This window comes from Microbacterium sp. AISO3, assembly GCF_002204305.1.
GTDB lineage: Bacteria > Actinomycetota > Actinomycetes > Actinomycetales > Microbacteriaceae > Microbacterium > Microbacterium arborescens.
Genome location: NZ_NHRF01000014.1, coordinates 1 through 25,519, shown reverse-complemented (window position 1 = coordinate 25,519; position 25,519 = coordinate 1). Strand labels below are relative to the sequence as shown.

Sequence of the window (25,519 nt, the reverse complement as noted above, 5' to 3'; positions counted from 1 at the left end):
TCGAGAACTGAACCGGATAAGTCCATCCTTGACTTACTCGGTTTAGTTGCTCAGGCTATACCCCGTCGCACCGTTTGCATACGAAGGAGTTGCACACCATGAGGAACCTGCGCACACCGGCTGTCGCCGGGCTCGGACTGCTCGCCGCCACCGCGCTGCTGGCCGGCTGCTCGAGCGGGACCGGAGCCGGCTCGGACCCCGACGGCGAGGTCGCGGGCTCGATCCGGTTCCAGACCTGGTCGCTGACCCCCACCTACGCCGAGTACCTCGACGGCGTCATCGACGCCTTCGAGGAGAAGTACCCCGACGTCACCGTCGAACTGCTCGACCAGCCCGGCGACGGATACTCCGAGAAGGTGCTCTCGCAGGCGTCGACGAACACGCTTCCCGACGTCATCAACCTGCCGCCCGACTTCGCGCTGCCCCTGGCGAAGCAGAACCTGCTCTACGACGTCAGCACAGCCACCGACCTCGAGTCGACCTACTTCGAGGGGTCGGTCGACGCCTACCGCTTCGACGGCGTCGAGGGCGTGTACGGCTACCCCTGGTACCTCGGCACCGACGTCAACTACTGGAACTCCACCCAGCTCGACGCGTGCGGCCTCGACTCCGCGAACCCGCCCCAGACGACCGACGAGCTCTTCGCCCAGGCGGCCACGATGGCGGACGCCTGCCCCGACAACTACCTCATCAGCCGCGTGCCCGGCATCGGCGACTTCACCCTCGAGGGCATCGACATCCTCAACGACGACGGCACCGAGTTCGTCTTCAACACCCCCGAGGCTGCGGCGCTGGTCGACCGCTACGCGAAGGCGTACGCGAACGGCGAGATGCCGCCGACCGTGCTCAACGCCGACTACCTCGGCAACGCGCAGCTGTTCACGCAGGGCAAGGTCGCGTGGACGACCGGGGGCGCGACCGCCATCGACTCGTTCGAGGAGAACAACCCGAGCCTGAAGGGCAACGTCGCCATCAGCCCCGCCCTGAACATCTCGCCCCTGTACGTGCAGGGCGTGAGCGTGGCGGCCGGCAGCGAGAACCTCGCCGCGGCGCTGGCCTTCGCGGAGTTCGTCACGAACGCCGAGAACCAGAACGCCTTCGCGCACATCGCGAACGTGTTCCCCTCGACGCAGGGATCCGACGCCGACCCCTACTTCACCGAGGACGACGGCACGCCCTCCGCCAAGGCCCGCATCACCGGCTTCGAGTCGCTGAAGACCGCCGAGGTGCTCACGCCCTACTCGGTCAACGGCGCGATGAACGACTACCTGAACCAGCAGATCGCCCTGGCCATCCGCGGCGACATCTCGGGCCAGGAGGCGCTCGACAAGTCGGTCGAGAAGCTCAACGACCTGCTGGCACGCCAGTAAGCCCGGCCATGACCGTCACCAACCTCCCCGCGGCCGGGGTCACCCCGGCCGCGGGGGCCGGCCATGGACCCGCGAGGGCGACGCGCGCCTGGACGCCCTGGCTCTTCCTCGCCCCGGCCCTGCTGTGGCTCGCGGTCTTCTCGATCTGGCCCTCGCTCAACACGATCCGCATGGCGTTCACGAACGCCAAGCCGCTCGGCGGCAACGAGCAGTACGTCGGATTCCGCAACTTCGAGCTCATCCTCCGCGACGACCAGGTCATGGGCGCGCTGCTCAACAGCGTCGTGTTCATGCTCGTGTGCCTGCCGCTGCTGACGATCCTCCCGCTGCTCATCGCGCTCCTGGTCGAGAAGAAGCTGCCCGGCATCGCGTTCTTCCGCACCGCGTTCTACACGCCCGTCATCGCCTCCGCCGTCGTGGTCGCCCTCATCTGGACCTTCATGCTCGACGACCGCGGGCTGGTGAACGGACTCGCCCAGGCGATGTCGATCATCCAGCAGCCGCTGCCCTTCCTCACCGACCGCTGGCTCATCATCCTCAGCGCCGTGAGCCTGACGGTGTGGAAGGGGCTCGGGTTCTACATGATCATCTACCTCGCCGCCCTGGGCAACGTCAGCCGCGACCTGCACGAGGCCGCGGCGATGGACGGTGCCGGCGCCGTGCGCCGCTTCTTCTCCGTGACCCTCCCCGCCGTCCGCGGAGCGATGTTCCTCATCGCCGTGCTGGTGTGCATCGCCGCGCTCCGCGTCTTCAGCGAGGTGTTCATCATGACCGGGGGAACGGGCGGAGCCGGCGGAGAGGCGATGACGATGGTCATGCTGATCCAGCAGTACTCCCGCGGGTTCTCGGGCGATCTCGGCTACGCGAGTGCGCTCAGCATCCTCATGTTCTTCGTGACCCTCGTGCCGATGCTCGTCCTGGCCAAGATCAACAGCAGGAGAAGCGAATGAGCACCGTCACCCGTGAGCAGGCCGAGCTGGGGCCCGTGCCGGTCGGAAAACCGCGGCGGCGCCGCGGCGGCGGATTCGGGTCGATGCGTCCCCGCGAGATCGTCGCGCGCTACGCCCTGCTGGTGTTCGTGCTGTTCATCAGCATCGGGCCGTTCCTCTGGCAGCTGTCGACGTCGCTCAAGAGCACGAGCGAAGACATCTACACCCGCATCCCGCAGCTGTGGCCGAGCCAGCCCACGCTCGACAACTACGCGCGCGTCATGGACGCGATCCCGGTGTGGCAGTTCATCGGCAACTCGCTGTTCGTCGCGGTCTTCGCCGTCGGCGGCAACGTCGTCTTCTCGACCCTGGCCGGCTTCGCGCTGTCGCGCCTGCGGTTCCGGGGGCGCAAGATCGTCATCGGGCTGTTCCTGGCCACCCTGATCCTGCCGGGCGAGGCGACGATCATCGCGAACTTCGTCACGATCCGGAACCTCGGCCTCGCCGACACGCTTCTCGGCGTCGCGCTTCCGGGGATGGTCGCGACCCTCAACGTGCTGCTGATGTACAACGCGTTCCGGGTGCTGCCCGAAGAGATCGATCAGGCGGCGATCATCGACGGTGCGAACGCCCTGCAGCGGTTCTGGAGCGTGTCGCTCCCGTCGGTGAAGGGAACGGTCGCCGTCATCGCGATCTTCAGCTTCATCGGCGCCTGGGACGACTTCCTCTGGCCGCTCATCGTGCTCACCAGTCCCGACCAGTTCACCCTGACGATCGGCCTGCAGTACCTGTCGGGCACGTTCTCCAACGACCAGCGCATGATCGCCGCGGGCTCGATGATCGCGTTCATCCCGATCGCGATCGTCTTCGCGGCGCTGCAGCGCCACTTCTTCAAGGGCGTCGAGGAGGGCGGGGTCAAAGGCTGAGCCCCGTCCCGCATCCTCTCGCCCTCGTCCCCGACCCCGGAAGGCCCCATGACCTCCCAGATCCACCCCGCACTGAGATTCGGCGTCAACTACACGCCCCGCTCCGGCTGGTTCCACGCGTGGCTCGACCTCGACCTCGACGAGGTGCGCCGCGATTTCGAGGCGATCGCCGGGCTCGAGGCCGACCACGTGCGGCTCTTCCCGCTGTGGCACCTCGTCCAGCCGAACCGGGGCCTGCTGCGCCCGGCGGCGCTCGCCGACATCGGCGAGGTGGTGGATGCCGCGGCCGAGTTCGATCTCGACGTCAACGTCGATGCGTTGCAGGGGCACCTGTCGAGCTTCGACTTCCTGCCCGCGTGGGTCACGACGTGGCACGAGCGCAACATCTTCACCGACCCCGTCGCCCTCGCGGGAGAGGAGGCGTACCTCCGGGCCCTCGGCGAGGCTCTGCGCGGGCGCCCCAATGTCATGGGACTCACCCTCGGCAACGAGGTCAACCAGTTCGCGGCCCGGCCGCACCCGCACCCGCACCCGATCGACGAGGCGCAGGCCGAGGAGTGGCTCGTGCGCCTGCTGGGCGTCGCCCGCGAGAGCGCCCCCGGCCTCATCACGCACGCCGCCTACGACGCGACCTGGTACGACGAACGCCAGCCCTTCCTCCCGCGGCACGCGGCCGAGCAGGGAGATGAGACCGTCGTCCACTCGTGGGTCTTCAACGGCGCGGCGCAGCGCCACGGCGGCCTCGGTGCCGGGTCGGTGCGGCATGGCGAGTACCTCGTCCAGCTCGCCGCCGCCTGGCACGCCCTGGCCGACCGCCCCGTCTGGCTGCAGGAGGTCGGGGCCCCCGTCACGGTCGTCGATCGCGACGACGCCGCCGACTTCCTCGAACAGACGGTGCGCCGCGCCGCCGACGTCCCCGTCCTCTCCGGCATCACGTGGTGGTGCTCGCACGACGTCGCGCGCTCGATGCTCGACTTCCCGCCGGTCGAGTACGACCTCGGGCTGATCGACGAGGACGGCGTGGTCAAACCCACGGGCCGCCGCTTCGCCGAGCTCGCCCGCGAGTTGCGCGGAGCGCCCCGGCCCGCACCGTCGCCCGTCGCTCTCGTGCTCGACGACACCCGCCCCCACCGCGCGGAATGCGCCCCCGGCGGCGCGTTCTTCGAAGCCTGGGTGCGCGCCGCCGAGCGCGACGGCCGCGGCCCGCAGGTCGTCCTCGCCTCGCGCCAGGCCGACGACGCGCTGCTGGCCGCCCGCGGGATCGAGAGGATGGAGCGGGTGGATGCCGGCGCCGGCGCCACCGCCGCGCCCATCCTCGGCGGCGGCGCCGCCGCCACCATGCCCTGAGACGATCCGACCGCCCGACCGCCCGACCGACTGAACGGACCCACCCGCCCATGCACGACGACATCCCCCTCACCACCGGCCGCGCCGCTCGCGTGCTCACCGAGCGCATCCGCCCCGCCATCCACTCGCACCGCACCCCACTCGAGATCGCGGCGCACCGGTTGCCGGGCGAGCCCATCGCCGCGGCCGACGGCCTGGCGCTGGAGTTCGAGCCGTTCGAGGCGGGATCGCCCTGGGGGCCGGCGTGGTCGACGACGTGGTTCCGCGTGCGGGGCCGGGTGCCGGCCGAGTGGGCGGGTCGCCGGGTCGAGGCCCTCGTCGACCTCGGCTTCGATCCGAACATGCCCGGCTTCCAGTGCGAGGGTCTCGTGTACCTGCCGAGCGGCGAACCCGTGAAGTCGCTCAACCCGCGCAATCAGTGGGTGCGCATCGCCGACGAGGCGGCGGGCGACGAGGAGGTCGAGTTCTACATCGAGGCCGCGGCCAACCCCGTGCTGTTGGACTACCACCCCTTCCTCCCGACGCAGGAGGGCGACATCCGGACGTCCTCGCCGCGGCCCCTCTACACTGTGCGGCACATGGACCTCGCCGTGTTCGAGCCCGAGGTGCACGAGCTCGCGCTCGACCTCGAGGTGCTCGTCGAGCTGCAGGCCGAGCTGCCCGAGACCGCGCCCCGCCGCATGCGCATCCTGCAGGCGCTCGACGACGCGCTCGACCGCCTCGACCTGCAGCGCATCCCCGAGACCGCCGCCGACGCGCGCGCCGTGCTCGCCGAGGTGCTGGCCTCGCCCGCCGAGGCCAGCGCGCACCGTATCTCCGCGATCGGCCACGCGCACATCGACTCCGCGTGGCTGTGGCCGGTGCGCGAGACCATCCGCAAGGTCGCGCGCACGAGCACGACGATGACGGAGCTGCTGGGCGAGAGCGCCGACTTCCAGTACGGGATGTCGAGTGCGCAGCAGTACGCCTGGCTCAAGGAGCATCGTCCCGAGGTGTGGGCCAAGGTGAAGGATGCCGTCGCGACGGGCCGCTTCCTGCCGCTGGGCGGCATGTGGGTCGAGTCCGACACCGTCATGCCCACCGGCGAGGCGATCGCCCGCCAGTTCCTCTACGGGCAGCGCTTCTTCGAGGAGGAGTTCGGAATCCGCTCGCGCGGGGTCTGGCTGCCCGACTCGTTCGGGTACTCCCCGGCGCTGCCCCAGCTCATGCGCCGCGCGGGGTTCGAGTGGTTCTTCACGCAGAAGATCTCGTGGAACCAGGTCAACAGGTTCCCGCACCACACCTTCGCCTGGGAGGGCATCGACGGGTCGCGGATGTTCACCCACTTCCCGCCGATGGACACCTACAACTCGCAGCTGTCGGGCATGGAGGTCGCCAAGGCCTCGCGGCAGTTCCGCGAGTCGCGCGTGGCATCCGGATCCATCGCCCCCGTCGGGTGGGGCGACGGCGGCGGCGGCACGACCCGGGAGATGACCGGCAAGGCCGAGCGACTGGCCGACCTCGAAGGCAGCGCGCGTGTTCAGTGGGAGCATCCCGACGCGTTCTTCGAGCGCGCGATGGCGGAGTTGCCGAAGCCGCCGGTGTGGGTGGGGGAGCTGTACCTCGAGCTGCACCGCGCGACCCTCACGAGCCAGCACAAGACCAAGCAGGGCAACCGGCGCACCGAGCACCTGCTCATCGAGGCCGAGGCCTGGTGGGCGACCGCCGCCTGGCGCACGGGCGCCGACTACCCCTACGACGAACTCGACGCGCTGTGGCGGCAGGTGCTGCTGCAGCAGTTCCACGACATCCTCCCCGGCACCTCGATCGCCTGGGTGCACCGCGAGGCCGTCGAACAGTACGAGCGCGTCGCGGCGGCCGCCGAAGCCCTCATCGACCGGGCCCAGGAGCTGCTGGCCGGCAGCGGCGACGAGCGCATCGTCTTCAACGCCTCGCCGCTGACACGCGACGGGGTGCCGGGTCTCGGTGCCGCGTCCGCCGCGCCCCCGGCCGGTGCCGTCGAGGTGCGCGAGCACGACGGCGGATTCGTGCTGACCAACGGTCTCGTCCGGGTGACGATCTCGGACGCCGGGCTCATCACCTCGGCGATCGATCTCGCCACCGGCCGCGAGACGATCACGACCGGTGAGCCGGCCAACCTCCTGCAGCTGCACCAGGACTTCCCCAACATGTGGGATGCCTGGGACGTCGACCGCTTCTACCGCAACCGCGTCACCGACATCACCGGCATCGACGCGCTCGCCGCCGACATCCGCGACGGCGCGGCCCACGTGCGCATCGCCCGCTCGTTCTCGGCCTCGGCGCTCACGCAGGAGCTCGTGCTGCGCCCGGGCTCGCGCACGATCGAGATCTCGCAGCGAACCGACTGGCACGAGGTCGAGAAGTTCCTCAAGGTCGCGTTCCCGCTCGCGATCCAGGCCGAGCACACCGCGGCCGAGACGCAGTTCGGCTACGCCAAGCGGGTGACCCACACCAACACCAGTTGGGAGGCGGCGAAGTTCGAGACGTCGATGCACCGTTTCGTGCACGTCGCCGAAGCGGGCTTCGGGGCCGCCCTCGTGACCGACTCGACCTACGGATACGACGTCACGCGCGAGGCCGACCCCGACCGAGGCGTCACCACGACGGTTCGGCTCTCGCTGCTGCGTGCGCCGCGCTTCCCCGACCCCGAGACCGATCAGGGCGAGCAGAGCCACCGCTACGGCCTCGTGATCGGCGCCGACATCGAGGCCGCGACCGCCGCCGGCCTCGCGCTGAACACCGCGATGCGCGAGCGCACCGGAGCGCCCGTGGCGCCGCTCGTGACGGCGACGCCCGGCATCCTGGTCTCGGGGGTCAAGCTCGCCGCCGATCGCTCGGGCGACCTCGTCGTGCGCGTGTACGAGCCGGCGGGTCGACGTGTCGCGGGCGAACTGCGCATCGACGGTGCGGCGACGATCCGCGAGGCATCGCTCATCGAGGACGACCTCGGCGAGATCGTGCACGACGCCGGCCGCGTGGCCGTCGAACTCCGACCCTTCGAGGTGCGCACGTACCGGGTGGGCGTGTCGTCCGGTGCCAGGATGGAGGGATGACCGAGACCACCGGGTCCTCCCGCGCCCTGCCCCTCGACGAGGCCGCGGCCGCGGCGATGTGGGAGCAGTACCGGTCCGCGCATCCCGAGGCCGTGCTCGCGGCTCCCGAGTACACGGTCGAGCACTTCGGCGACAACGCTCGGCTGGCCGACGAGCTGCTGGGCATCGTCCTCGCGGGCGGCAAGCGCGCGACCGCCGAGCTCGTCGCCGACTTCGTCGCGCGGGGCGACCTCATCCCGCGGATCGGCTCGCACTGCATCGCCTGCGACAGCACGGGCGCCCCGCGCATCGTCATCCGCACCACAGAGCTGCGCCTCGGGCCGTTCGCGAGCGCGGACGCCGCCTTCGCCGCCGACGAGGGGGAGGACGACCTCTCGCTGGAGAGCTGGCAGCGCGAGCACCGGCGCTACTGGACGCGCGTCGCGGCGGCCCGTGGCGCCGAGTGGTCGGAGGACGAGGACATCGTCTTCGAACGTTTCTCGGTCGTGTGGCCGCCCGAGCACGCCGACTGAGTCCGCAGCCCGAGTTCGCCGGTCCGCGGTCGTCGCCCAGCTGATGAAACCGCCGCGAAAACCGGGCCGCGTGCGCAGGCGAGCACGCGGCCCGGTTTACGCTGTGGGGCGGGGCGGTGAGCCCGTCGCGCCACTGCGGCGCGGCGCCGTCCTCGGGAGGTCGATGTGAACTGGCTGCTCGACACGAACATCCTCTCCGGGCCGGCCGTCGTCGGGACGTGCATCGCGGCTGCCCTCGCGTTCGTCCTCCTCGTCGTGCTGCGGCCGAGCAACCGCTGGCTGCGCCGGCGCTGGACGATGACGGCGGCGACGGCGGCGGTCGTCGCTGGACTCCTGGGCATCGGCCTGACCTGGCTGCTGGCGGACCAGTACGACCTGTTCGGCGTCGTCCTCACGGCCGACTCGCGGATGTGGATCGCGCTCGGGTTCGCCGCCATCGGGGTCGCCCTGGTGTCGCTCTGGCGTCCCACCTGGCGCCGGGCCGTCGCCGCGCCGTTGGCGATCGTGCTCTTCGCGCTCACCGCAGCCATGGGCGTGAACATCGCGTTCGGACAGTACCCGACCGTCCGCCTCGCCCTCGGGATGCCTGCGTTCGGTTCCGCTGACCTGCCGTCACTCGACAGCAACGCCGACCGTCCGACGATCGCCGACTGGACCGCCCCCGACGGGATGCCCTCGACCGGCGAGGTCGGCACGGTCACGATCCCCGCGACGGCGTCCGGCTTCACCGCCCGCCCGGCCGTCATCTACCGCCCGCCCGCAGCCCTCACCGACAACCCGCCGCTGCTGCCCGTGCTGATCGTGCTGTCCGGACAGCCCGGTCAGCCCCAGGATCCGCTGATCGCCGCCCACCTGCAGCAGTCGCTCGACGCCTACGCGTCGGCGCACGACGGCCTCGCCCCGATCGTCGTCTCGCCCGATCAGCTCGGCTCGCCCGACGCCAACCCGATGTGCATCGATTCGCCGCTGGGCAACTCGGCGACCTACCTGACGGTCGACGTGCCGACCTGGATCAAAGCCAACCTGCCGGTTCTGGACGCCCCCGACTTCTGGGGCATCGGCGGCCTGTCGCAGGGCGGCACCTGCTCGATCCAGCTCGGTTCGGCCCACCCCGAGCTCTTCAGCGCGATCCTCGACGCCTCGGGCGAGGAGTTCCCCTCGCTGGGTGACGAGGCGACGACGATCGCGCAGGGCTTCGGCGGCGACCGGGCAGCCTACGAGGCGGCCAAGCCCGCCGCGATCATGGCGGCCCACGCGCCGTACCGCGGCATGACCGCCGTCTTCGGCGTCGGGAGCAACGACGCCGGGTTCCTCCCGGGCGTGCAGCGGATCTACCAGGCCGCGCAGGCCGCGGGGATGGATGCCACCTACGTCGAGGCGCAGGGGAGCGCCCACGATGCGACCTCGTGGACCTACATCTTCCAGCAGGGTCTCGAGATCATCGCCGATCACTGGGGGCTCGGCCGCTGACGGCGGGCTCGCGCAGCGACCCCGCCATCCGTACCGCCTGCCCGAGGGTGAGGGTGGGCAGGTAGCACCGCGTCAGAGCGACGCCCAGCGCCGGCAGCATCGCGGGGTCGGGGTACACGGCCCACAGCGGCACGAACTCGGGCTGGAACTTGCGCTTGAAGTTCAGCAGCGACCGGAACCCGTAGGCCGGCTCGAGCAGCCCGCCCAGCAGGTCGAGCAGTCGCGCGACGTTGGTGCGCTCGGCGTCATCGCCGAGCTGCGTCGAGGCCAGCGGCGAGCCCGACAGGCTCAGCAGCCCGAGCCCGTCGCTCTTCATCCGGTCGGCGGCGGCGCCGATGACGAATTCCATGATCCCGTTCATCGCGTCGCCACGCCGGCGCATGAAATCGAGGGTGTAACCCGTCACGGCTCCGTGCTCGAACATCGGCAGCCAGCTCGTGACCGCCTCGATCCGGCCGCTCTCGTGCACCGCCATCATCACCCGCACGGCCGGGTCGTCGAGCTCGTCGACGCCGCCGAGAGTGAACTCCATCTCGGGCAGCGAGCGGTCGGCGACCCAGCCCTCGGAGATCTCGCGGATCTGAGCGTGCTGGCTCGAGGTGAGCTCCCGCCACGACGTCCACACGGCGGCGATCCCCTCGCGCGAGGCCCGGTTGGTCGCGGTGCGGATGTCCTGCCGTTTCTTGCCCGCCGTGTTCCAGTCGGGCAGGCGCAGCACGGCCTCCTCGGCCACCGGCATCCGCTGCCAGCCGAGGTGGTCGAAGACGCTGCCCTCGCGCGCGTCGACGCTGTAGAAGACCGCCGTCCAGCCGTGTGCGCCGCAGAACTCCACGAAGCCCGACACCACGTCGGGCCGGTCGTGGTCGGGTCCGAACGGACCGCCGAGGGTCACCGCGATCGTGCCGCGCACGCGGTAGGCGATCGCGGCGTCGGCATCGGGGGCGAACCAGTAGGAGTTGCCGCGCCACGTCGACATGAACGACAGCGTGTCGCCGCCACCGCGTTCGAGCACGCCCCGGGCGCGCAGCCGGTCGGGCGCGTCGAGCACGGTGCGCGAGTCGACGAGCACGCGTGCGACAGCGACGACCAGAATCAGCCAGAACACCAGCGACGGGAGATACCACATCGCCTGCGCGGCACCGGACTCGGGCACGAACTCGATGATGTCCGAGGGGATCAGGGTCGGCGGCACGAGGCGCAGGGGCAACGCGCGCAACACCATCAGCGCGTCGACCCCGGGCTGGAAGCCGTCGGCGATCAGGAGCGTTCCGACGAACGAGACGACGAGCGTCGCCGCCGTTCCGATCACGATCGTCAGGACGAACGTGCGCTTGGCCGCGGCGGTGGTCGTCACCCGGGCGGCTCCCCGGAAGAGGATCAGCACGATCGCCACGCCCAAGGGCACGATCGCGCCGACGATCACCCCGGTGAGGGTCTGCCACACGAAATCCGCGGTCTCGGCGTTGACGGCCTCGCCGATGGCGGCGACGGTGTCGGGCTCGATCACGAAGAACGTGTAGAGCATGCCGGCGAACATCGCGAGGTTGATCGCGACGGCGACCTCAAGCGCGATACGCCGGCCGTTGCGGATGCCCCGCGCCGCGAGCAGGAGGACGATCAGCGGGAGCAGCGCCACGACGCTCGACCACCCCTGCAGATCGGAGATGGAGGAGAAGTCATCGGGGCAGGGGGCGCCGGCCGAGCCGAATGCGCACACCTGGCCGTCGACGATGCTCAGCGGGTCGATCGAGAGATAGCCGTAGATCGAGAGCAGGCCCGCGCCCGACCCCGAGGCGGTGGCGACGACCGGGCCGATCGCCGTGATCGCGACGATGGCAGCGAGGAGCACCCGCTTCTCGTAGTACGAGCTGCGCACGAGGCGGAAACCGCTGCTGCGTCCACCGAGCGCGAAGCCGAGCGCGAACCCCACCGGCACGGCGAGGAGCGAGAACAGGTCGTTGGCGCCGCCCGAGTAGAGATAGAGGGTCACGGCGGAGAGCACCGCCAGCAGCCGAGTTCGACGCCGCCAGATCGTGCCGAAGAACGAGCTGGCCGCCATGGCCGTCGCGAGCAGCGGGGCGGTGGGGGAGAACACGTCGACGGCCGGGGCGTTCAACGGGATGCCGGCGAGGTAGGTCTGCTCGAACAGGTCGATCGCGAAACCGAGGAAGGATGCCGCGACGCCGCCGACGAGGTACGCGATCACGGTACGCACGCTTCCCATCGCCCGTTCGGCGGCGCCCACCACCACGAGCACGAGAACGACGAACACGATGAGCGCCGGCACCGTCTCGACGACGAACAACGAGGTCACGGAGCTCCACCAGTGACGAGTCGCCGCGCCGACGCCACCGGCGTCCTGGGCGGGGATGAAGCCCCAGTCGATCGGCTCGAAGATCAGCCCCGCGACACTCAGCCCGATCGTGAGAACGGCGATCAGGATCGTCACCGGTCGGTGGCGCAGCCAGGAGCCGGCGCCCGCGGTGAGCGAACGCAGGTCGCGGGGGGATGTCGTCACCTGACGCACGATAGTGGTTCCCCCTGTGCGCGCAGAGCAGGCGCACAGCGGGCACTTATCCGGCGGGAATCCTCATCCGGCTCGCACCGAACCGAACCACAGCGCGAAGTAGTAACTGAAGTTGCGGTTGCCGTACGACGAGCAGGGGCCGCCCGGGCCCCACCCCGCCGACATCGCGGCCGGGTCGGGCTGATAGGGCGTGTAGTTGTACAGCGCCGCCGTCGCGTCGTTCTCGATCGCGACATCCGTCCCGCCGCACGCGGGGTCGGGGTGGAAGGCGATGAAATGCGTGCCGGGCTGGCGCATGAAGTCCGACGCCCGGTACGAGGCCAGGTCGGTCGCCCCGGCGACGATCTGCGCGCCGACGCCGTCGTACTGCGGATCACAGGGGGCGGTGTCGGGGCAGCTGGCGCCCATCGCCGCACGCAGCCGGCCCTCCGACGGTGCCCGGGCCGCGCGTCCCTCGACCAGGGACTGCTCCTTCTGGAGGGTCACGAGGATGACGCGGGCCGAGATCCCGCAGGCCTCCTGCGCACGGTGGATGATCTCCGCGACGGACAGCTCGCCGCCCTCGATCGCTCGGCAGATGACCTCGCCCGTGCGCTCGGACACGCGCGCCTCGCGCGACGAGATGCCGGCGGTCGCGACATTCAGACACGCCCCGTTCACGCATTCGCCGATGCGGTCGTCGAGGAAGTCCTGGATCTCGGCGGCGGAGAGCGCGTCGCGATCGAAGAACAGCGCGTCGTCGATGAGGTTGCCGGGGTCGATGGCCCCCGCGTTCGGCGGGAGGGAGCGCGGCTGTTCGCCCGGCCGCGCGTCGCCCGGACGCATCGCGAGGTTCGTCGCGGTCACGCCGATCGCCACGATCACCGTGACCAGCAGCACGGGGACCAGAACGAGGACCGCGGCGATCCCGATCCGCCGACGTCGCCGCCGCATCCGGGATCGAGAGACCATGGGAACGATCGTGCCGCACCCGGTCACGAGAACGCTGGGAGCGCGGAGCTCAGCCGTCCGAGACCGACGACTGCCGGACGATGAGGCGGGTCGGCAGCGGAGTGGCCTCGGTCACGACGTCGGGCTGCTCCACCACGAGCAGCACCTTCTGCATGATCAGGGCGCCGAGCGCCGGGAAGTCCTGTTCCACGGTGGTGAGGGCGGGGTAGAGGAAGGCGGCCTCGGGGACGTTGTCGAAGCCGACGATGCCGACGTCCTCGGGTACCCGCAGGCCGCGCTCACGCAGAGCGGAGAGCACGCCGATCGCCATGTGGTCGTTGCCCACGAAGATGCCGTCGCCCGGGGCGATGTCGCTCTCGATGGCGATGCCGAAACCGCTCGCCGCCGACCAGTCGCCGTACGTGAGCGGCGGGATGTCCAGCCGCCTCGCGACGAGCTCGTCGCGCCAGCCGCGCACGCGCTCGGCGGCATCGGGGTTGCGGGCGGGGCCCGCGATGTGATGGATGCGCCGGTGCCCGCTCTCGGCGAGATGGCGCACGGCACTGCGCGCGCCGCGGTACTGGTCGATCGCCACGAGCTGCGGGTGCGGGCGGCTGGTGGCGGCGACGGCGACGAGCGGGATGTCGAGTTCGAGCCCCTGTACGGCGGCGAGCACGTCGAGATCGACGACGATGAGGACGATGGCGTCGACGCGCTGCCGCAGCAGCCCGTCGATCGCCGCGCGCACGGCGACGACATCGCTCTCGGGCGAGCTGATCGCGTCGACGTTGTAGCGCTCCGACCGCGCGGCGAAGTTGAAGTGGGTCGCGACCGACGTCGGCCCGAACTGGACCGTGCCGGGGGTGATGAGGCCGATCGTCCGGGTGCGGCGGGTCACGAGCGCCCGAGCCGCGGGGGAGGGGCTGTAGCGCAGCTGCGCGATCGCCTTCTCCACGCGTTCGCGCGTCGCGGGCCGCACGTTCGGCATGTCGTTGAGCACCCGTGAGACAGTCTGGTGCGAGACACCGGCCAGTCTCGCGACGTCGAAGATGTTCGCCGCCCGGGGCGTGCGCGCGTCAGTCATCGGCCTCTTCGGTCTTGTCGGCGGCGGATTCGGCGGCGGTCTCGTCGGCGCGCGCCACGAGCGCGATCAGCAGGTCGGAGTTCAGATCGGCGGCCGGCAGGACGTGGGCGATACGGCCGTCCCGGATGACCGCGATGGTGTGCGAGACGCGCAGCACCTCGTCGAGCTCGGCTGAGATGTAGACGACGGAGACACCGTTGTCGGCGAGTTCGCCGACCAGCCGCTGCACCTCGGCCTTCGCGCCCACGTCGATGCCGCGCGTCGGCTCGTCGAGCACGACGACGCGCGGCGACAGCGCGAGCAGCCGGGCGAGCAGCACCTTCTGCTGGTTGCCGCCGGAGAGCTCCCGGACCGGGCGGTCGATGTCGGCGGGCCGGATGTTGAGAGCCTCGATCCAGCTCCGGGCGAGCTCGCGAGCGCGGGCGGCGCCCACGGGACGCAGGATGCCGCGCTGCGCCTGCAGGGCGAGCGTGATGTTCTCGAGCACGCTGAGATCGCCCAGCACGCCCTCGGTGCGACGGTTCTCCGACGAGTACACGACGCCCCGCCCGATCGCCGACCGCGGCCCGCGCCCGCCGAGCGGGGCGCCGTCCAGAAGCACCGAGCCCTCGTCGAGCCCGTCGACCCCCGTGAGCGCACGGGCGAGCTCGGTGCGCCCGGAGCCGAGCAGGCCCGCGAAACCGATCACCTCGCCCTCGACCAGCTCCAGGTCGAACGGATGCCGTGTCCGGCCCGAGCGCGCACCGCGGGCCGACAGCACGAGGGGGCCTTCGCTCGGAGGCGGGGTGTCCTCGTCGATCGCGGCGAGCCGGGCGGCGGAGTCGCCGAGCATCTTCTCGACGAGCTCGACGCGCAGCAGCTCGGTGGTGGAGTACTCGCCGACGAACCGGCCTCCGCGCAGCACCGTGACGCGGTCGCACAGCTCGTAGACCTGGTCTAGGAAGTGCGACACGAACAGCACGGCGACGCCCCGGGCCGTCAGTTCGCGGACGACGCGGAACAGCTCGGCGACCTCATCGGCGTCGAGGCTCGAGGTCGGCTCGTCGAGGATGAGCACACGGAGGTTCGCGCCCGACACCGCCCGCGCGATGGCCACGAGCTGCTGCACCGCGAGCGAGTGCGACGACAGCAGCGAACCCGGGTCGATCGAGACCCCGAGGGACTCGAGCGCGGTCGCCGCGCGTCGCCGCATCTCGCCGTGATCGATGATCCCGAACCGACGCGGCTCACGTCCGAGCGAGAGGTTCTCGGCGACCGTGAGGTTCGGCAGCAGGTCGATCTCCTGGTAGACGGTGGAGATACCCGCCGCCAGCGCGTCGGCGGGGCGCGCGAGGTGCACCGGCGTCCCGTCGAGCAGGATGTCGCCGGCGTCCAGGCGGAGCGCCCCGGTGATCGCCTTGATGAGCGTCGACTTTCCCGCGCCGTTCTCGCCCATCAGCGAGTGCACCTCGCCCGCGAACAGCCGCAGCTCGACGTTCGCGAGCGCCTGCTCGGGGCCGAAGCGCACGTCGGCGCCGCGCACCTCGAGCGTCGGCGCCGCCTCGGGATCCATGCGCACCATCATGCCGCGCCGACGGCCCGCCGCGCTGCCGCGGCGCGGCGGGCCGTCACCGCCGCGTCGCTGATCGGCTGACGATCACCCGCTGGACCACGACGAACACGAGCAGCAGCGCACCCACGGTGATGCGCGTCCAAGACTGCTCGGCGCCCAGGAACGAGATGATCGTGCGGATGAGGCCGTAGACGAACACACCGATGAGCGACCCGACGACGAAGCCGCTGCCTCCTGTGAGGAGGGTGCCGCCGATGACGACCGCGGCGATCGTGTCGAGCTCGGTTCCGACACCGTTGAGGGGGTAGCCCGCTCCCGAGTAAGCCGTGAGCACGATGCCGGCGATTCCGGCGCATACACCGCTGATGACGTACACCAGCAGGCGGGTGCGGACGACCGGCAGGCCCATGAGGCGCGCCGACTGCTCGCTGCCGCCGATGGCGTAGACGGTGCGACCGAAGCGCGTGTAGCGCAGCACCAGTGCCGCGAGCACGACGGTGAGCAGGGCCAGGATGCCGGTGGGTGTGATGTACCAGCCGCCGCCGACCGACAGCCGGGTCGACTGCAGCCACAGCAGCCCCTCGTCGGCGACCTTGATCGACTCGAGGCTCACGACGAAGGCGAGGCCGCGCGCGAGGAACATCCCGATGAGCGAGGCGATGAAGGGCTGCACGTCGAAGAACTGGACGAGCACGCCGATGAGCAGGCCGATCGCACCGCCGATCGCGATCATCGCCGGGACCGCGACCGCGACAGGCACTCCTTCCGACAAGAGCCGTGCGCACAGGATGCCGGTGAACGCCATCACGGCGCCGACCGAGAGGTCGATGCCGCCGGTGAGGATCACGAACGTCATCCCCACCGCGAGCACCAGGAGGTAGGCGTTGTCGAGCAGGATCGACGACAGGATGCGGGGCAGCTGGAAGTTCGGGAAGTTGATCATCGCGCCCACGATCATCACGACGAGGATCGCGGCGGCGGCGAACACCGGCACGAGGGCGATGTGGCGGCTGAGGAAGCGGCGCCACGGGGCCAGGGCGCGTTCGTGCGCGCGGGGAGCAGCGGTGAGCGATGTCATGACAGCACCTTCGCGTCGGAGCGGGTGGAGACGGGGCGAGCCGCGGGGCGGGCGCCGGAGGTGAACCAGCCGCGCACGCGGCGCGACTGGAGCAGGACGACTACCAGTACCGCTCCGGCCATGAAAACGGGGCTCACGGCGGGCGGCACCCCGAGGAAGGTGATCGTGGTCTTGAGGGTCTGGATCGTGAACACGCCGATGACGGTGCCGGCGATGCTGAACTTACCGCCGGCGAGGGAGGTGCCGCCGAGCACGACGGCGAGGACGGCGTCGAGCTCGATGTACATGCCGGCTGCGTTCGCGTCGGCGGCCATGATGTTCGAGCTGTACAGGATGCCGGCGATGCCGGCGAGGGTGCCGCTGGCGATGTAGGTGCCCCAGATGATCCCGCGGGAACGGACGCCCGCCAGCCGGCTGGCCTCGGGATTGATGCCGACCGCCTCGGTCAGCATCCCCAGGGCGGTGCGCCGCTGGACGACGGCGACGACGACGATCGCGGCGACCGAGACGCACAGGGCGAAGGGGAGACCGAAGACGTAGCCCTGCGCCATGAACTGGTAGGGCTCGCTGTTGATCGTCGTGATGAACCCGCGGGTGATGAGCAGGGCGACGCCCCGCCCGGCGAGCATGAGGACGAGGGTGGCGATGATCGGCTGGATGCCGAGCACGGCGACGAGGAAGCCGTTCCAGGCGCCGAGGACGAGCGAGGTGCCCACGCCCGCCGCGATGGCGATCGCGACGATGCCGAGGTTCCCCGGCTCGGGCGAGGCCTCGATGATCGTCAGGGCGACGGCGCCCGAGACCGCCATGATCGCGCCGACCGAGAGGTCGATCCCTCGCGTGGCGATCACGAGCGTCATCCCGAGGGCGACGAGCATGAGCGGGGCGCTGTTGCGGAGGATGTCGATGAGCGAGCCGTACAGCTGCCCGTTCTGCACCGTCACGCTCAGGAACGAGGGCCGCGACACGGTGTTGACCGCGATCAGGGCCACGAGGGCGAGCACCGGCCAGACGAGCCGGTGCGTGAACAGCTTCTTCACGCGATCTTCTCCTTACCCGAGGGGTCCTCGGCGTCGCCCTCGGCGATGAAGGCGACCAGTGTGTCGACGTCCACATCCTGCGTCATCAGCTCGCCGATCTTGCGGCGATCGCGCAGGACCGCGACGCGTTGCGCGATGCGCAGCACCTCCTCGAGCTCCGAGGAGATGAACACGACGGCCAGTCCCCGAGCCGCGAGCTCGGCGACCTTGCGCTGGATGTCGGCCTTCGCGCCGACGTCGATGCCGCGGGTGGGCTCGTCGAGGATGAGCAGTTCGGGGGCGGTGGCGAGCCAGCGTGCCAGCAGCACCTTCTGCTGGTTGCCGCCCGAGAGGTTGCGGACGAGGGCGTTGGGGTCGGCGGGGCGGACGCCGAGCGCTTCGAGGTACTCCGCGACGAGCGCGTCGCGCTCGCTCTGGGGAACCCGGCGCAGCGCGCCGCGCCGCGCCTGCACGCCGAGCACGATGTTCTCGGCGACCGTCAGATCGGCGACGATGCCCTCGGAGCGGCGGTCCTCGGACGAGAACGCGATGCCGCGGTCGAGCGCGTGCCGCGGGCTGGTCAGGCGCGTCGCGGCGCCGTCGACCTCGACGGTGCCGCCGTCCGAGCGGTCGGCGCCGGCGAGCAGACGCGCGAGCTCCGTGCGGCCCGAGCCCAGCAGCCCGGCGAGCCCGACGACCTCACCGCGGTGCACGTCGAGGTCGGCGGCCTCGATGACGCCGCGCCGGCCGACGCCCCGGGCGCGCAGGACCGGGACGGCGTCGCGGTCGATCTCGCGCTCCGCCGTCGACGACAGGGCGTCGAGGGCGCTGAGCTCCCGTCCGATCATGCGCGCCACGAGGGCCTCGCGTCCGAGCTCGGCGATGGGGTACTCCCCGACGAGCGCGCCGTTGCGCAGCACCGTGAGACGGTCGGAGATCTCGTAGATCTGGTCGAGGAAGTGCGAGACGAACAGGATGGCGACGCCGCGGTCGCGGAGGCGCCGCATGACGGCGAACAGCTGCTCGACCTCGCCGCGGTCGAGGCTCGACGTCGGCTCGTCCAGGATGAGGACCCGCGTGTCGATGACCATTGACCGGCTGATGGCGACGAGCTGCTGCACGGCGATCGAGTGGCTGGCCAGCACCGAACGCGTGTCGATGTCGAGACCGAGCTCCGCGAGATGGCCGGCGGCCGCCTCGTGGGTCGCTCGCCAGTCGATGCGTCCGCCGCGGCGTACCTCGTTGCCGAGCATCACGTTCTCGGCGACCGACAGGTTCGCGCACAGGTTCACCTCCTGGTAGACCGTCGATACGCCCGCGGCCTGGGCGTCGGCCGTGCTGCGGAACGAGCGTTCGCGTCCGTCGACGACGATGCTGCCGCTGTCGATCGCGTAGACGCCGGTGAGCGCCTTGATGAGCGTGGACTTGCCGGCGCCGTTCTCTCCCATGAGGGAGTGGATCTCGCCGCCGTAGAGCGTGAGATCGACGGCGTCGAGCGCCTTCACGCCGGGGAACTGGATGGTGATCCCGCGCATCGCGACTGCGACCGGGCGTTCCGTTGTCATCATCGACCCGCTTTCTGGAGGGGGAGAGTGGCGGCCGGCGCACCGGCCGCCACTCGTGGTGTCGGATCAGTAGGGGCGGCTGTCCAGGACTTCCTTCGCCTGCTCCTGGGTGAAGCTCTGGTCTTCGACGATGTAGGTCTTATCGACCGACTCGCCCGCGACGACGGACTTCACGACCTCGGCCGTCTTCTCGCCGAGCAGCGGGTTGCACTCGACGATGAAGTTGAACTCGCCGTTCGCCAGGGCGGTCATGCCGTCCTTGACCGCGTCGATCGTGACGATCTGGATGTCGGTGCCCGGCTTCATGCCGGCCGCCTTGATCGCGTCGAGGGCACCGAGGCCCATGTCGTCGTTGTGCGCGAAGAGGACGTTGATCTCGGAGCCGAACTTCTGCAGGAAGCCCTCCATGACCGTCTTGCCCTCGGCGCGGGTGAAGTTGCCGGTCTGCGAGTCGAGGACCGTGATGTCGGTGCCGGCGACGGCGGCGTCGAAGCCGGTCTGCCGATCGGTGGCGGCGGAGGAGCCGGTCGTTCCCTCGAGGATCACCATGTTGGTCGGCTTCGAGCCGAAGTTCTCGGCGACCCACTCGCCGGCGGTCTTGCCCTCCTGCTCGAAGTCGAGCCCGATCCAGCTGGCGTAGAGGTCCTCGGATGCCGAGACGGTGCGGTCTTCGAGGATGACGGGGATGCCGGCATCCTTCGCCTCCTTGAGGACGTCGTCCCAGCCGTCGCTGACGATGGGGGCGAGGACGATCGCGTCGACGCCCTGGTTGATGAAGCTGCGCACCGCGGCGATCTGGGCCTCGGGCTTGTTGTCGGCGGCGTTGAAGATCAGGTCGAAGCCGTTCTCGGCCGAGAACGCCTCCTTGATCGACTCGGTGTTGGCGCTGCGCCATCCGCTCTCGGAACCGGTCTGGGCGAACCCGACCGTGATGACGTCGTCGCCGCCGGAGCCGCCCGGCGAGCTGGAGCTCGCGCACGCGGTGGCGCTGAGTGCGACGACGCCCAGCATGGCGATCGCGGTGACGACGGACTTCACCTGGGACATCGGAAACCTCCTCGTTTCGTCCGGCGGCGTCGCCGGATCTCTGATGCATGTCACCCCGGGGGGACGCTCGAATGTTAGCGCTCACAACGCGGGCCGTGTCAAGAGTTGCGCGGGTAACGAATCCGCAACTGCGGGGCAGTCAGCGGCGGGCGTGCGAGATCCTGTCACGGAGAGGTGAGCGCTCACACCGGGGACGCGACTCGGGGAGTGTCGGGTCGTGAGCCGGGCGTGGGCGTGTCAAGTGCCCTGTCGAGCGGTGTCGGCCGTCGGGTAGGGGTGGGGCGAGGGCCGACGGGCGGCCCATCGTGACAGGAGGTGCACCGTGTGCACAGGTGTCAGCTACACCACTCAGAACCACTATTTCGGCCGCAATCTCGACCTCGAGTTCTCGTATCACGAGGAGGTGGTCGTGACCCCGCGCAACTTCCCCTTCCGGTTGCGGGCGACCGACGCGCTCGAGAGCCACCACGCGATCATCGGCATCGCGACGATCGCCGACGGCTATCCGCTGTACTACGACGCGGTCAACGAGCGCGGGCTCGGCATGGCGGGGCTGAACTTCCCCGACAACGCCGACTACAAGCCCGAGAAAGCGGGGACGACCAACATCGCGTCCTTCGAGTTCATCCCCTGGGTTCTCGGTCGTTTCGAGACCGTCGACGAGGTCGAGGCGGCGCTTGCCGACGTCACCATCACCGACGTCTCCTTCAGCGACGCCTTCCCGGCGTCGCCGCTGCACTGGATCATCGCGGATCGATCACGGTCGATCACGGTCGAGAGCGTTCGCGAAGGGCTGCGGGTGTACGACAATCCCGTGGGCGTGCTGACGAACAACCCGACCTTCGACGTCCAGCTGTTCGGCCTCAACGACTACATGCACCTGTCGACCTATCCGCCCGAGAACACCTTCGCTCCCGAGCTCGGGCTGGACCAGTACAGCCGCGGCATGGGCGCGATCGGGCTCCCCGGGGATCTCTCGTCGTCGTCGCGCTTCGTCAAAGCCGCGTTCACGAGGATGAACTCCGTCGCGGGCGAGTCCGAGTCGGAGTCGATCAGTCAGTTCTTCCAGATCCTGGGATCGGTGGCTCAGCAGCGCGGCTGCGTGCACGTGGGCGAGGAGGGCAAGTACGAGATCACGATCTACTCGTCGTGCTGCAACACCGACACCGGCGTCTACTACTACACGACGTACGAGAACAGCCAGATCTCCGGCGTCGACATGCATCGCGAGGACCTCGACGCAGACTCGCTCGTGCACTATCCGCTCGTGAAGGGGCAGCAGATCAACATGCAGAACTGACGGCGGGCCATACCGCATTCCCGGCCGTAACGCGAGCAGGTGCGCGTGCGGATCGGGTCGACCTACCGTGTGGGAACCGGGATGAAGCGTCCCGGCATCCGGGGTCAGACCCGGACGCAGATCGACGGAAGGGGCCGATATGGGACTCGACGACAAGATCAAGAACGCAGCTCAGGACCTCGCGGGCAAGGCCAAGGAGGCCACCGGCAAGGCCACCGACAACGAGCGTCTCGAAGCCGAAGGCCACAAGGACCAGACCGCCGCCAACGTCAAGAAGGCCGGCGAGAACGTCAAGGACGCCTTCAAGTAAGACGCTTCCTCACGCGAGCGCCCCGGGGTCTTCGGCCCCGGGGCGCTTCGCTGTCCGCCTGCCCGGCACACCCGCGACGGATGTATTCACCTGACTGCATCGACCTACCACGGGAGGTGCCGAGACTCAAGCGCTTCCCGGCGGCCCGTTCGCGCAGCACGATTCCCTCATGACCGATCTGCTCGCGCCGGACACGACCGCGGACGAGCCCTCACGTCCCGGCTCCGAGGCCCAGCTCCACGCCCTCCTCACCGCTGTCGCCGCGGGAGACCGGAGTGCGTTCGCCGAGCTGTACGACGCCACCGCCGGCGCCGCCTTCGGGCTCGCGCTGCGGCTGACTGCGAGCCGGGAGGCCGCCGAGGAAGCCGTGCGCCAGGCTTTCCTCGACGTCTGGCGCGAGGCGCGCTGGTTCGACGCGGGCGCGGGCACCGTGCGGGCGTGGATCCTCGCCCGCCTCCGGCGTCGCGCCGTCGGGCGCGGCCGGCTCGCCGAGATGCGCGACGCGCTGACACGCCTTCACGACGCCACCGGCCGAGCCTGACACGGCCCCGTACCGCAACAGGCCCGATCGGGCAACCGGAGGTCATCGGCCCCACGCGGCCGAAAGACTGGGGCATGGCCTTCATCGGATATCACGCTTCGCACGAACAGCTCGCGCCCAGCGCGCTCCTGGAAGCCGTCATCGCGGCTGAACGCGTCGGCTTCGACGGGGCGTTCAGCGCCGACCACCTTGCGCCCTGGACCCCGCGCCAGGGCCACTCGGGCAACACGATCGCCTGGCTCGGGGCCGCACTGGCCTCGACCCGATTCGCCATCGGGTCGGTCTCGACCCCCGGTCAGCTTTACCACCCCGTCGTCAGCGCGCAAGCGATCGCCACCCTCGCCGAGATGTTCCCGGGCCGCTATTTCGCCGCCCTCGGCAGCGGCGAGCTGCTCAACGAGCACGTCACCGGCGCCGCGTGGCCCGCGAAGGACGAACGAACGGCGCGCCTGGGGGAGTGCGTCGAGGTCATGCGCGCACTGCTGGCCGGCGAGCGGGTCGATCACGACGGCCGCATCCGCGTCCACGAAGCACGCCTGTGGAGCCTGCCCACCGGGCCGGCGACCCTCATGGCCACCGCCGCCTCACCCGAGACCGCACGCTGGGCCGCCGGTTGGGCGGACGGGCTCGTCACCGTCGGCACCAGCCGCGACCAGGTCGCCGAGATCGTCGACGCGTACCTGGATGCCGGAGGCCTCGGGCCCACCTGCCTTCAGGTGCACATCGCGCTCGCCGGCTCGAGGGAGGAAGCCGCCGCGCTCGTACGCGACCAGTGGCTGCACGGGGTCGTGACGCCGCCGGAGGCCTGGGACATCGCGCAGCCCGAGGACTTCGCGGCCCGGGCCGGCGACCCCAGCGACGCCGAGCTCGCCGAGCACGTGCTCATCGCGGACGATTCCCCGAGCGGCGTCGCCGACCTGGCCGATCGTCTCGCCGAGCTCGTCGAGACCGGCTTCGACCGGCTCTACATCCACGAGATCTCGCAGGACCAGCGGGCCTTCCTCGGCGAACGGGCCAGTGCTCTCCTCGGAGCCCTGCGCGAACGACTGGGCGCCGAGACCCAGGTCGCGGGAGGTGCCGGATGAGGATCTCCGACACGAGCGACCTGTGGTGGAAGAACGCCGTGCTCTACTGCGTGGACGTCGAGAAGTACCTCGACGACGACGGCGACGGTGACGGCGACCTGCAGGGCCTCGCCCGGCGACTGCCGTACCTCGCAGATCTCGGAGTGACGTGTCTGTGGCTCATGCCCTTCTACCCGACGCCCGGGCGCGACAACGGCTACGACGTGTCGGACTACTACGGGGTCGATCCGCGGGTGGGATCCCACGGCGACTTCGTCGAGCTCATCCGTACCGCCGAGGACCGCGGCATCCGGGTCATCGTCGATCTCGTCATGAACCACACCTCCGATCAGCATCCGTGGTTCCTCTCGTCGCGCGAGAGCCGGCAGTCGCCCTACCGCGACTTCTACGTCTGGCGGGACGAGATCCCCGACGACCCTCGCGAGACGCAGTTCCCGGGCGAGGAGGACGGCGTCTGGGAATGGGACGACAGGACCGAGCAGTACTACCTCCACAGCTTCTACGCCCACCAGCCCGACCTCAACGCCGAGAACCCGGCCGTGCAGCGCGAGCTGGCCAAGATCATGGGGTTCTGGCTGCAGCTGGGGGTGTCGGGCTTCCGAGTGGATGCGGTTCCGTCGTTCGTGTCCTCGCCCGAGCGCCGCGAGCCGCAGCGCGATCACGATGTCCTGCGCGCGCTGCGCCGCTTCGCCCAGCGCCGGTCGAGCGATGCGATGCTCGTGGGCGAGGTCAACGTCCCCCATGACGAACAGGCCGCGTACTTCGGCGCCGACGGCGACGGCGAGCTGCACATGCAGTTCGACTTCGCGAGCAACCAAGCGCTGTACCTCGCCCTCGCGCGGGAGGACCCGGAGCCGCTGCGCGCCTCGCTCGCGGGCCGGCCGGACATCTCGACGATCTCGCAGTGGGCCAACTTCGTCCGCAACCACGACGAGCTCACCCTCGATCAGCTGTCGGATGCCGAGCGCGAAGAGGTCTTCGCGGCATTCGCGCCCGAGGAGTCGATGCAGGTCTTCGGCCGCGGAATCCGGCGCCGGCTTCCACCGATGCTCGGCGGCGACCCGCGTCGTATCCGCCTCGTCTACAGCCTCCTGTTCTCGCTGCCGGGAACGCCTGTGCTGCTCTACGGCGAAGAGATCGGCATGGGTGAGAACCTCGAGATCGAGGAGCGCGACGCGGTGCGGGTGCCGATGCAGTGGCGTCCCGACGGCGGTTTCTCGACGGCGCCCGTGGGCGCCCATCCGCTGCCCGCGCCGGACGGGCCCTACGCGCCCCAGCACGTGAACGTCGAGACGCAGCTTCTGGCTCCGGACTCGCTGTTCACGTTCGTGAAGGGACTCGCGCAGACCTATCGGCAGTCTCCCGAGATCGGCTGGGGCGACCTCGAACTGCTGCCCGTCACCGCTGCATCCGTGCTCGCCCACGGCGCCCGCACGAGCGGGAGCCGCTTCGTGGCCGTGCACAACTTCGCCGGCGAACCCGTCTCGTTCGACGTCGATCTCGGCGATGAACCGTCCGGGACCGAGCTCGTCTGTCTGGCGTCCGGCGAGAGCTGGCTGCTCGACGGTGCCATCGTCTCGATGGACCTCGACGGCTACGGGGCGCGCCGTCTCCGCGTCACCCGCCCCGGGGACGGACGCCTTCGCTGACGGGTGAACCGGCGGGTGAATTCCGCGCCCAGGACCGCTCCGCGGCGACGCTCACGATCAGGATGGAGACGGGGACGGCGAGGGCGTGGGGCGGACGGCAGGGGGACCGTCCGCCCCTGCGTCGCATTGCCACCTGGCGATCGTCACGGCGGGGGGCGAACTCGGCCGGGCCCGGCTGCGGCATCAGCCGGCCCGGCCGAGTTC

At 70.3% G+C, this 25,519-nt stretch carries 20 protein-coding genes; 12 read left to right on the top strand and 8 right to left on the bottom strand.

What is annotated here, in order from left to right; translation table 11 throughout:
* Positions 1-98 precede the first annotated feature (98 nt).
* From CBF90_RS15330 to CBF90_RS15300, 7 genes are all read left to right on the top strand, one after another.
* Positions 99-1,370: an ABC transporter substrate-binding protein gene (locus CBF90_RS15330; RefSeq protein WP_197690594.1), complete on the top strand. Its 1,272-nt coding sequence runs from the start codon at positions 99-101 to the stop codon at positions 1,368-1,370.
* Between the two features lie 8 nt (positions 1,371-1,378).
* Positions 1,379-2,320, top strand: coding sequence for a carbohydrate ABC transporter permease (locus CBF90_RS15325; RefSeq protein ID WP_023954282.1), 942 nt, complete (start codon positions 1,379-1,381; stop codon positions 2,318-2,320).
* The gene (locus tag CBF90_RS15320) at positions 2,317-3,225 is read left to right on the top strand and encodes a carbohydrate ABC transporter permease (RefSeq protein WP_023954284.1); all 909 of its coding nucleotides are present in this window, start codon (positions 2,317-2,319) and stop codon (positions 3,223-3,225) included. Before CBF90_RS15325 ends, CBF90_RS15320 begins: the two co-directional genes overlap by 4 nt.
* Before the next feature lie 48 nt (positions 3,226-3,273).
* Entirely contained in the window at positions 3,274-4,572 is a 1,299-nt protein-coding gene (locus CBF90_RS15315; RefSeq protein ID WP_197690593.1) for a glycosyl hydrolase, read from the top strand.
* Positions 4,573-4,622: 50 nt separating this feature from the next.
* Positions 4,623-7,646: a glycoside hydrolase family 38 C-terminal domain-containing protein gene (locus tag CBF90_RS15310; RefSeq protein ID WP_088381009.1), complete on the top strand. Its 3,024-nt coding sequence runs from the start codon at positions 4,623-4,625 to the stop codon at positions 7,644-7,646.
* The gene (locus CBF90_RS15305; protein WP_088381008.1) at positions 7,643-8,158 is read left to right on the top strand and encodes an ASCH domain-containing protein; all 516 of its coding nucleotides are present in this window, start codon (positions 7,643-7,645) and stop codon (positions 8,156-8,158) included. The genes CBF90_RS15310 and CBF90_RS15305 overlap by 4 nt, the downstream gene beginning before the upstream one ends.
* Before the next feature lie 165 nt (positions 8,159-8,323).
* Positions 8,324-9,628: an esterase family protein gene (locus tag CBF90_RS15300; protein ID WP_023954292.1), complete on the top strand. Its 1,305-nt coding sequence runs from the start codon at positions 8,324-8,326 to the stop codon at positions 9,626-9,628.
* Here the strand turns inward: CBF90_RS15300 and CBF90_RS15295 are convergent.
* The 8 genes from CBF90_RS15295 to CBF90_RS15260 form a co-directional block, all read right to left on the bottom strand.
* Positions 9,597-12,146, bottom strand: coding sequence for a bifunctional lysylphosphatidylglycerol flippase/synthetase MprF (locus CBF90_RS15295; RefSeq protein ID WP_141097185.1), 2,550 nt, complete (start codon positions 12,144-12,146; stop codon positions 9,597-9,599). The two genes, CBF90_RS15300 and CBF90_RS15295, sit on opposite strands and share 32 nt — an antisense overlap.
* A gap of 72 nt (positions 12,147-12,218) precedes the next feature.
* Complete coding sequence (locus CBF90_RS15290) at positions 12,219-13,106, bottom strand: hemagglutinin (RefSeq protein ID WP_141097184.1); 888 nt, start codon at positions 13,104-13,106, stop codon at positions 12,219-12,221.
* 49 nt (positions 13,107-13,155) lie between these two features.
* Positions 13,156-14,169, bottom strand: coding sequence for a LacI family DNA-binding transcriptional regulator (locus CBF90_RS15285; RefSeq protein WP_023954298.1), 1,014 nt, complete (start codon positions 14,167-14,169; stop codon positions 13,156-13,158).
* Complete coding sequence (locus CBF90_RS15280; RefSeq protein ID WP_088381006.1) at positions 14,162-15,721, bottom strand: sugar ABC transporter ATP-binding protein; 1,560 nt, start codon at positions 15,719-15,721, stop codon at positions 14,162-14,164. Before CBF90_RS15280 ends, CBF90_RS15285 begins: the two co-directional genes overlap by 8 nt.
* 55 nt (positions 15,722-15,776) lie before the next feature.
* The gene (locus tag CBF90_RS15275; protein ID WP_088381005.1) at positions 15,777-16,799 is read right to left on the bottom strand and encodes a sugar ABC transporter permease YjfF; all 1,023 of its coding nucleotides are present in this window, start codon (positions 16,797-16,799) and stop codon (positions 15,777-15,779) included.
* The gene (locus tag CBF90_RS15270) at positions 16,796-17,839 is read right to left on the bottom strand and encodes an ABC transporter permease (protein WP_088381004.1); all 1,044 of its coding nucleotides are present in this window, start codon (positions 17,837-17,839) and stop codon (positions 16,796-16,798) included. The genes CBF90_RS15275 and CBF90_RS15270 overlap by 4 nt, the downstream gene beginning before the upstream one ends.
* Entirely contained in the window at positions 17,836-19,383 is a 1,548-nt protein-coding gene (locus CBF90_RS15265; protein ID WP_242435698.1) for a sugar ABC transporter ATP-binding protein, read from the bottom strand. The genes CBF90_RS15270 and CBF90_RS15265 overlap by 4 nt, the downstream gene beginning before the upstream one ends.
* Before the next feature lie 66 nt (positions 19,384-19,449).
* Positions 19,450-20,430 (bottom strand): ABC transporter substrate-binding protein, encoded by a 981-nt coding sequence (locus tag CBF90_RS15260; RefSeq protein ID WP_023954308.1) that lies wholly within the window; start codon positions 20,428-20,430, stop codon positions 19,450-19,452.
* 322 nt (positions 20,431-20,752) lie between these two features.
* Between CBF90_RS15260 and bsh the strand changes: the two genes are divergently transcribed.
* The 5 genes from bsh to CBF90_RS15235 all read left to right on the top strand — a co-directional run bounded on the left by bsh (position 20,753) and on the right by CBF90_RS15235 (position 25,315).
* Positions 20,753-21,730 (top strand): choloylglycine hydrolase, encoded by a 978-nt coding sequence (bsh, locus tag CBF90_RS15255; protein WP_023954310.1) that lies wholly within the window; start codon positions 20,753-20,755, stop codon positions 21,728-21,730.
* A gap of 139 nt (positions 21,731-21,869) precedes the next feature.
* Entirely contained in the window at positions 21,870-22,040 is a 171-nt protein-coding gene (locus tag CBF90_RS15250) for a CsbD family protein (RefSeq protein WP_023954312.1), read from the top strand.
* A gap of 169 nt (positions 22,041-22,209) precedes the next feature.
* Positions 22,210-22,581 carry a sigma factor gene (locus CBF90_RS15245; protein WP_023954314.1) on the top strand — a complete coding sequence of 124 codons (372 nt, stop codon included), beginning with the start codon at positions 22,210-22,212 and terminating at the stop codon, positions 22,579-22,581.
* Between the two features lie 74 nt (positions 22,582-22,655).
* Complete coding sequence (locus tag CBF90_RS15240; protein ID WP_064955384.1) at positions 22,656-23,666, top strand: LLM class flavin-dependent oxidoreductase; 1,011 nt, start codon at positions 22,656-22,658, stop codon at positions 23,664-23,666.
* Positions 23,663-25,315, top strand: a complete 1,653-nt coding sequence (locus CBF90_RS15235) for an alpha-amylase family protein (protein ID WP_064955383.1) — start codon at positions 23,663-23,665, stop codon at positions 25,313-25,315. The genes CBF90_RS15240 and CBF90_RS15235 overlap by 4 nt, the downstream gene beginning before the upstream one ends.
* Positions 25,316-25,519 lie beyond the last annotated feature (204 nt).

Bases quoted from the DNA above. Each gene is read 5' to 3' on its own strand.
- CBF90_RS15285 (WP_023954298.1), bottom strand. From the start codon at position 14,169: ATGACTGACGCGCGCACGCCCCGGGCGGCGAACATCTTCGACGTCGCG.
- CBF90_RS15330 (WP_197690594.1), top strand. From the start codon at position 99: ATGAGGAACCTGCGCACACCGGCTGTCGCCGGGCTCGGACTGCTCGCC.
- CBF90_RS15280 (WP_088381006.1), bottom strand. From the start codon at position 15,721: ATGGATCCCGAGGCGGCGCCGACGCTCGAGGTGCGCGGCGCCGACGTG.
- CBF90_RS15240 (WP_064955384.1), top strand. From the start codon at position 22,656: ATGGCCTTCATCGGATATCACGCTTCGCACGAACAGCTCGCGCCCAGC.
- CBF90_RS15260 (WP_023954308.1), bottom strand. From the start codon at position 20,430: ATGTCCCAGGTGAAGTCCGTCGTCACCGCGATCGCCATGCTGGGCGTC.
- CBF90_RS15245 (WP_023954314.1), top strand. From the start codon at position 22,210: ATGACCGATCTGCTCGCGCCGGACACGACCGCGGACGAGCCCTCACGT.
- CBF90_RS15320 (WP_023954284.1), top strand. From the start codon at position 2,317: ATGAGCACCGTCACCCGTGAGCAGGCCGAGCTGGGGCCCGTGCCGGTC.
- CBF90_RS15310 (WP_088381009.1), top strand. From the start codon at position 4,623: ATGCACGACGACATCCCCCTCACCACCGGCCGCGCCGCTCGCGTGCTC.
- CBF90_RS15305 (WP_088381008.1), top strand. From the start codon at position 7,643: ATGACCGAGACCACCGGGTCCTCCCGCGCCCTGCCCCTCGACGAGGCC.
- CBF90_RS15315 (WP_197690593.1), top strand. From the start codon at position 3,274: ATGACCTCCCAGATCCACCCCGCACTGAGATTCGGCGTCAACTACACG.
- CBF90_RS15290 (WP_141097184.1), bottom strand. From the start codon at position 13,106: ATGGTCTCTCGATCCCGGATGCGGCGGCGACGTCGGCGGATCGGGATC.
- CBF90_RS15250 (WP_023954312.1), top strand. From the start codon at position 21,870: ATGGGACTCGACGACAAGATCAAGAACGCAGCTCAGGACCTCGCGGGC.
- CBF90_RS15265 (WP_242435698.1), bottom strand. From the start codon at position 19,383: ATGACAACGGAACGCCCGGTCGCAGTCGCGATGCGCGGGATCACCATC.
- CBF90_RS15235 (WP_064955383.1), top strand. From the start codon at position 23,663: ATGAGGATCTCCGACACGAGCGACCTGTGGTGGAAGAACGCCGTGCTC.
- CBF90_RS15325 (WP_023954282.1), top strand. From the start codon at position 1,379: ATGACCGTCACCAACCTCCCCGCGGCCGGGGTCACCCCGGCCGCGGGG.
- CBF90_RS15275 (WP_088381005.1), bottom strand. From the start codon at position 16,799: ATGACATCGCTCACCGCTGCTCCCCGCGCGCACGAACGCGCCCTGGCC.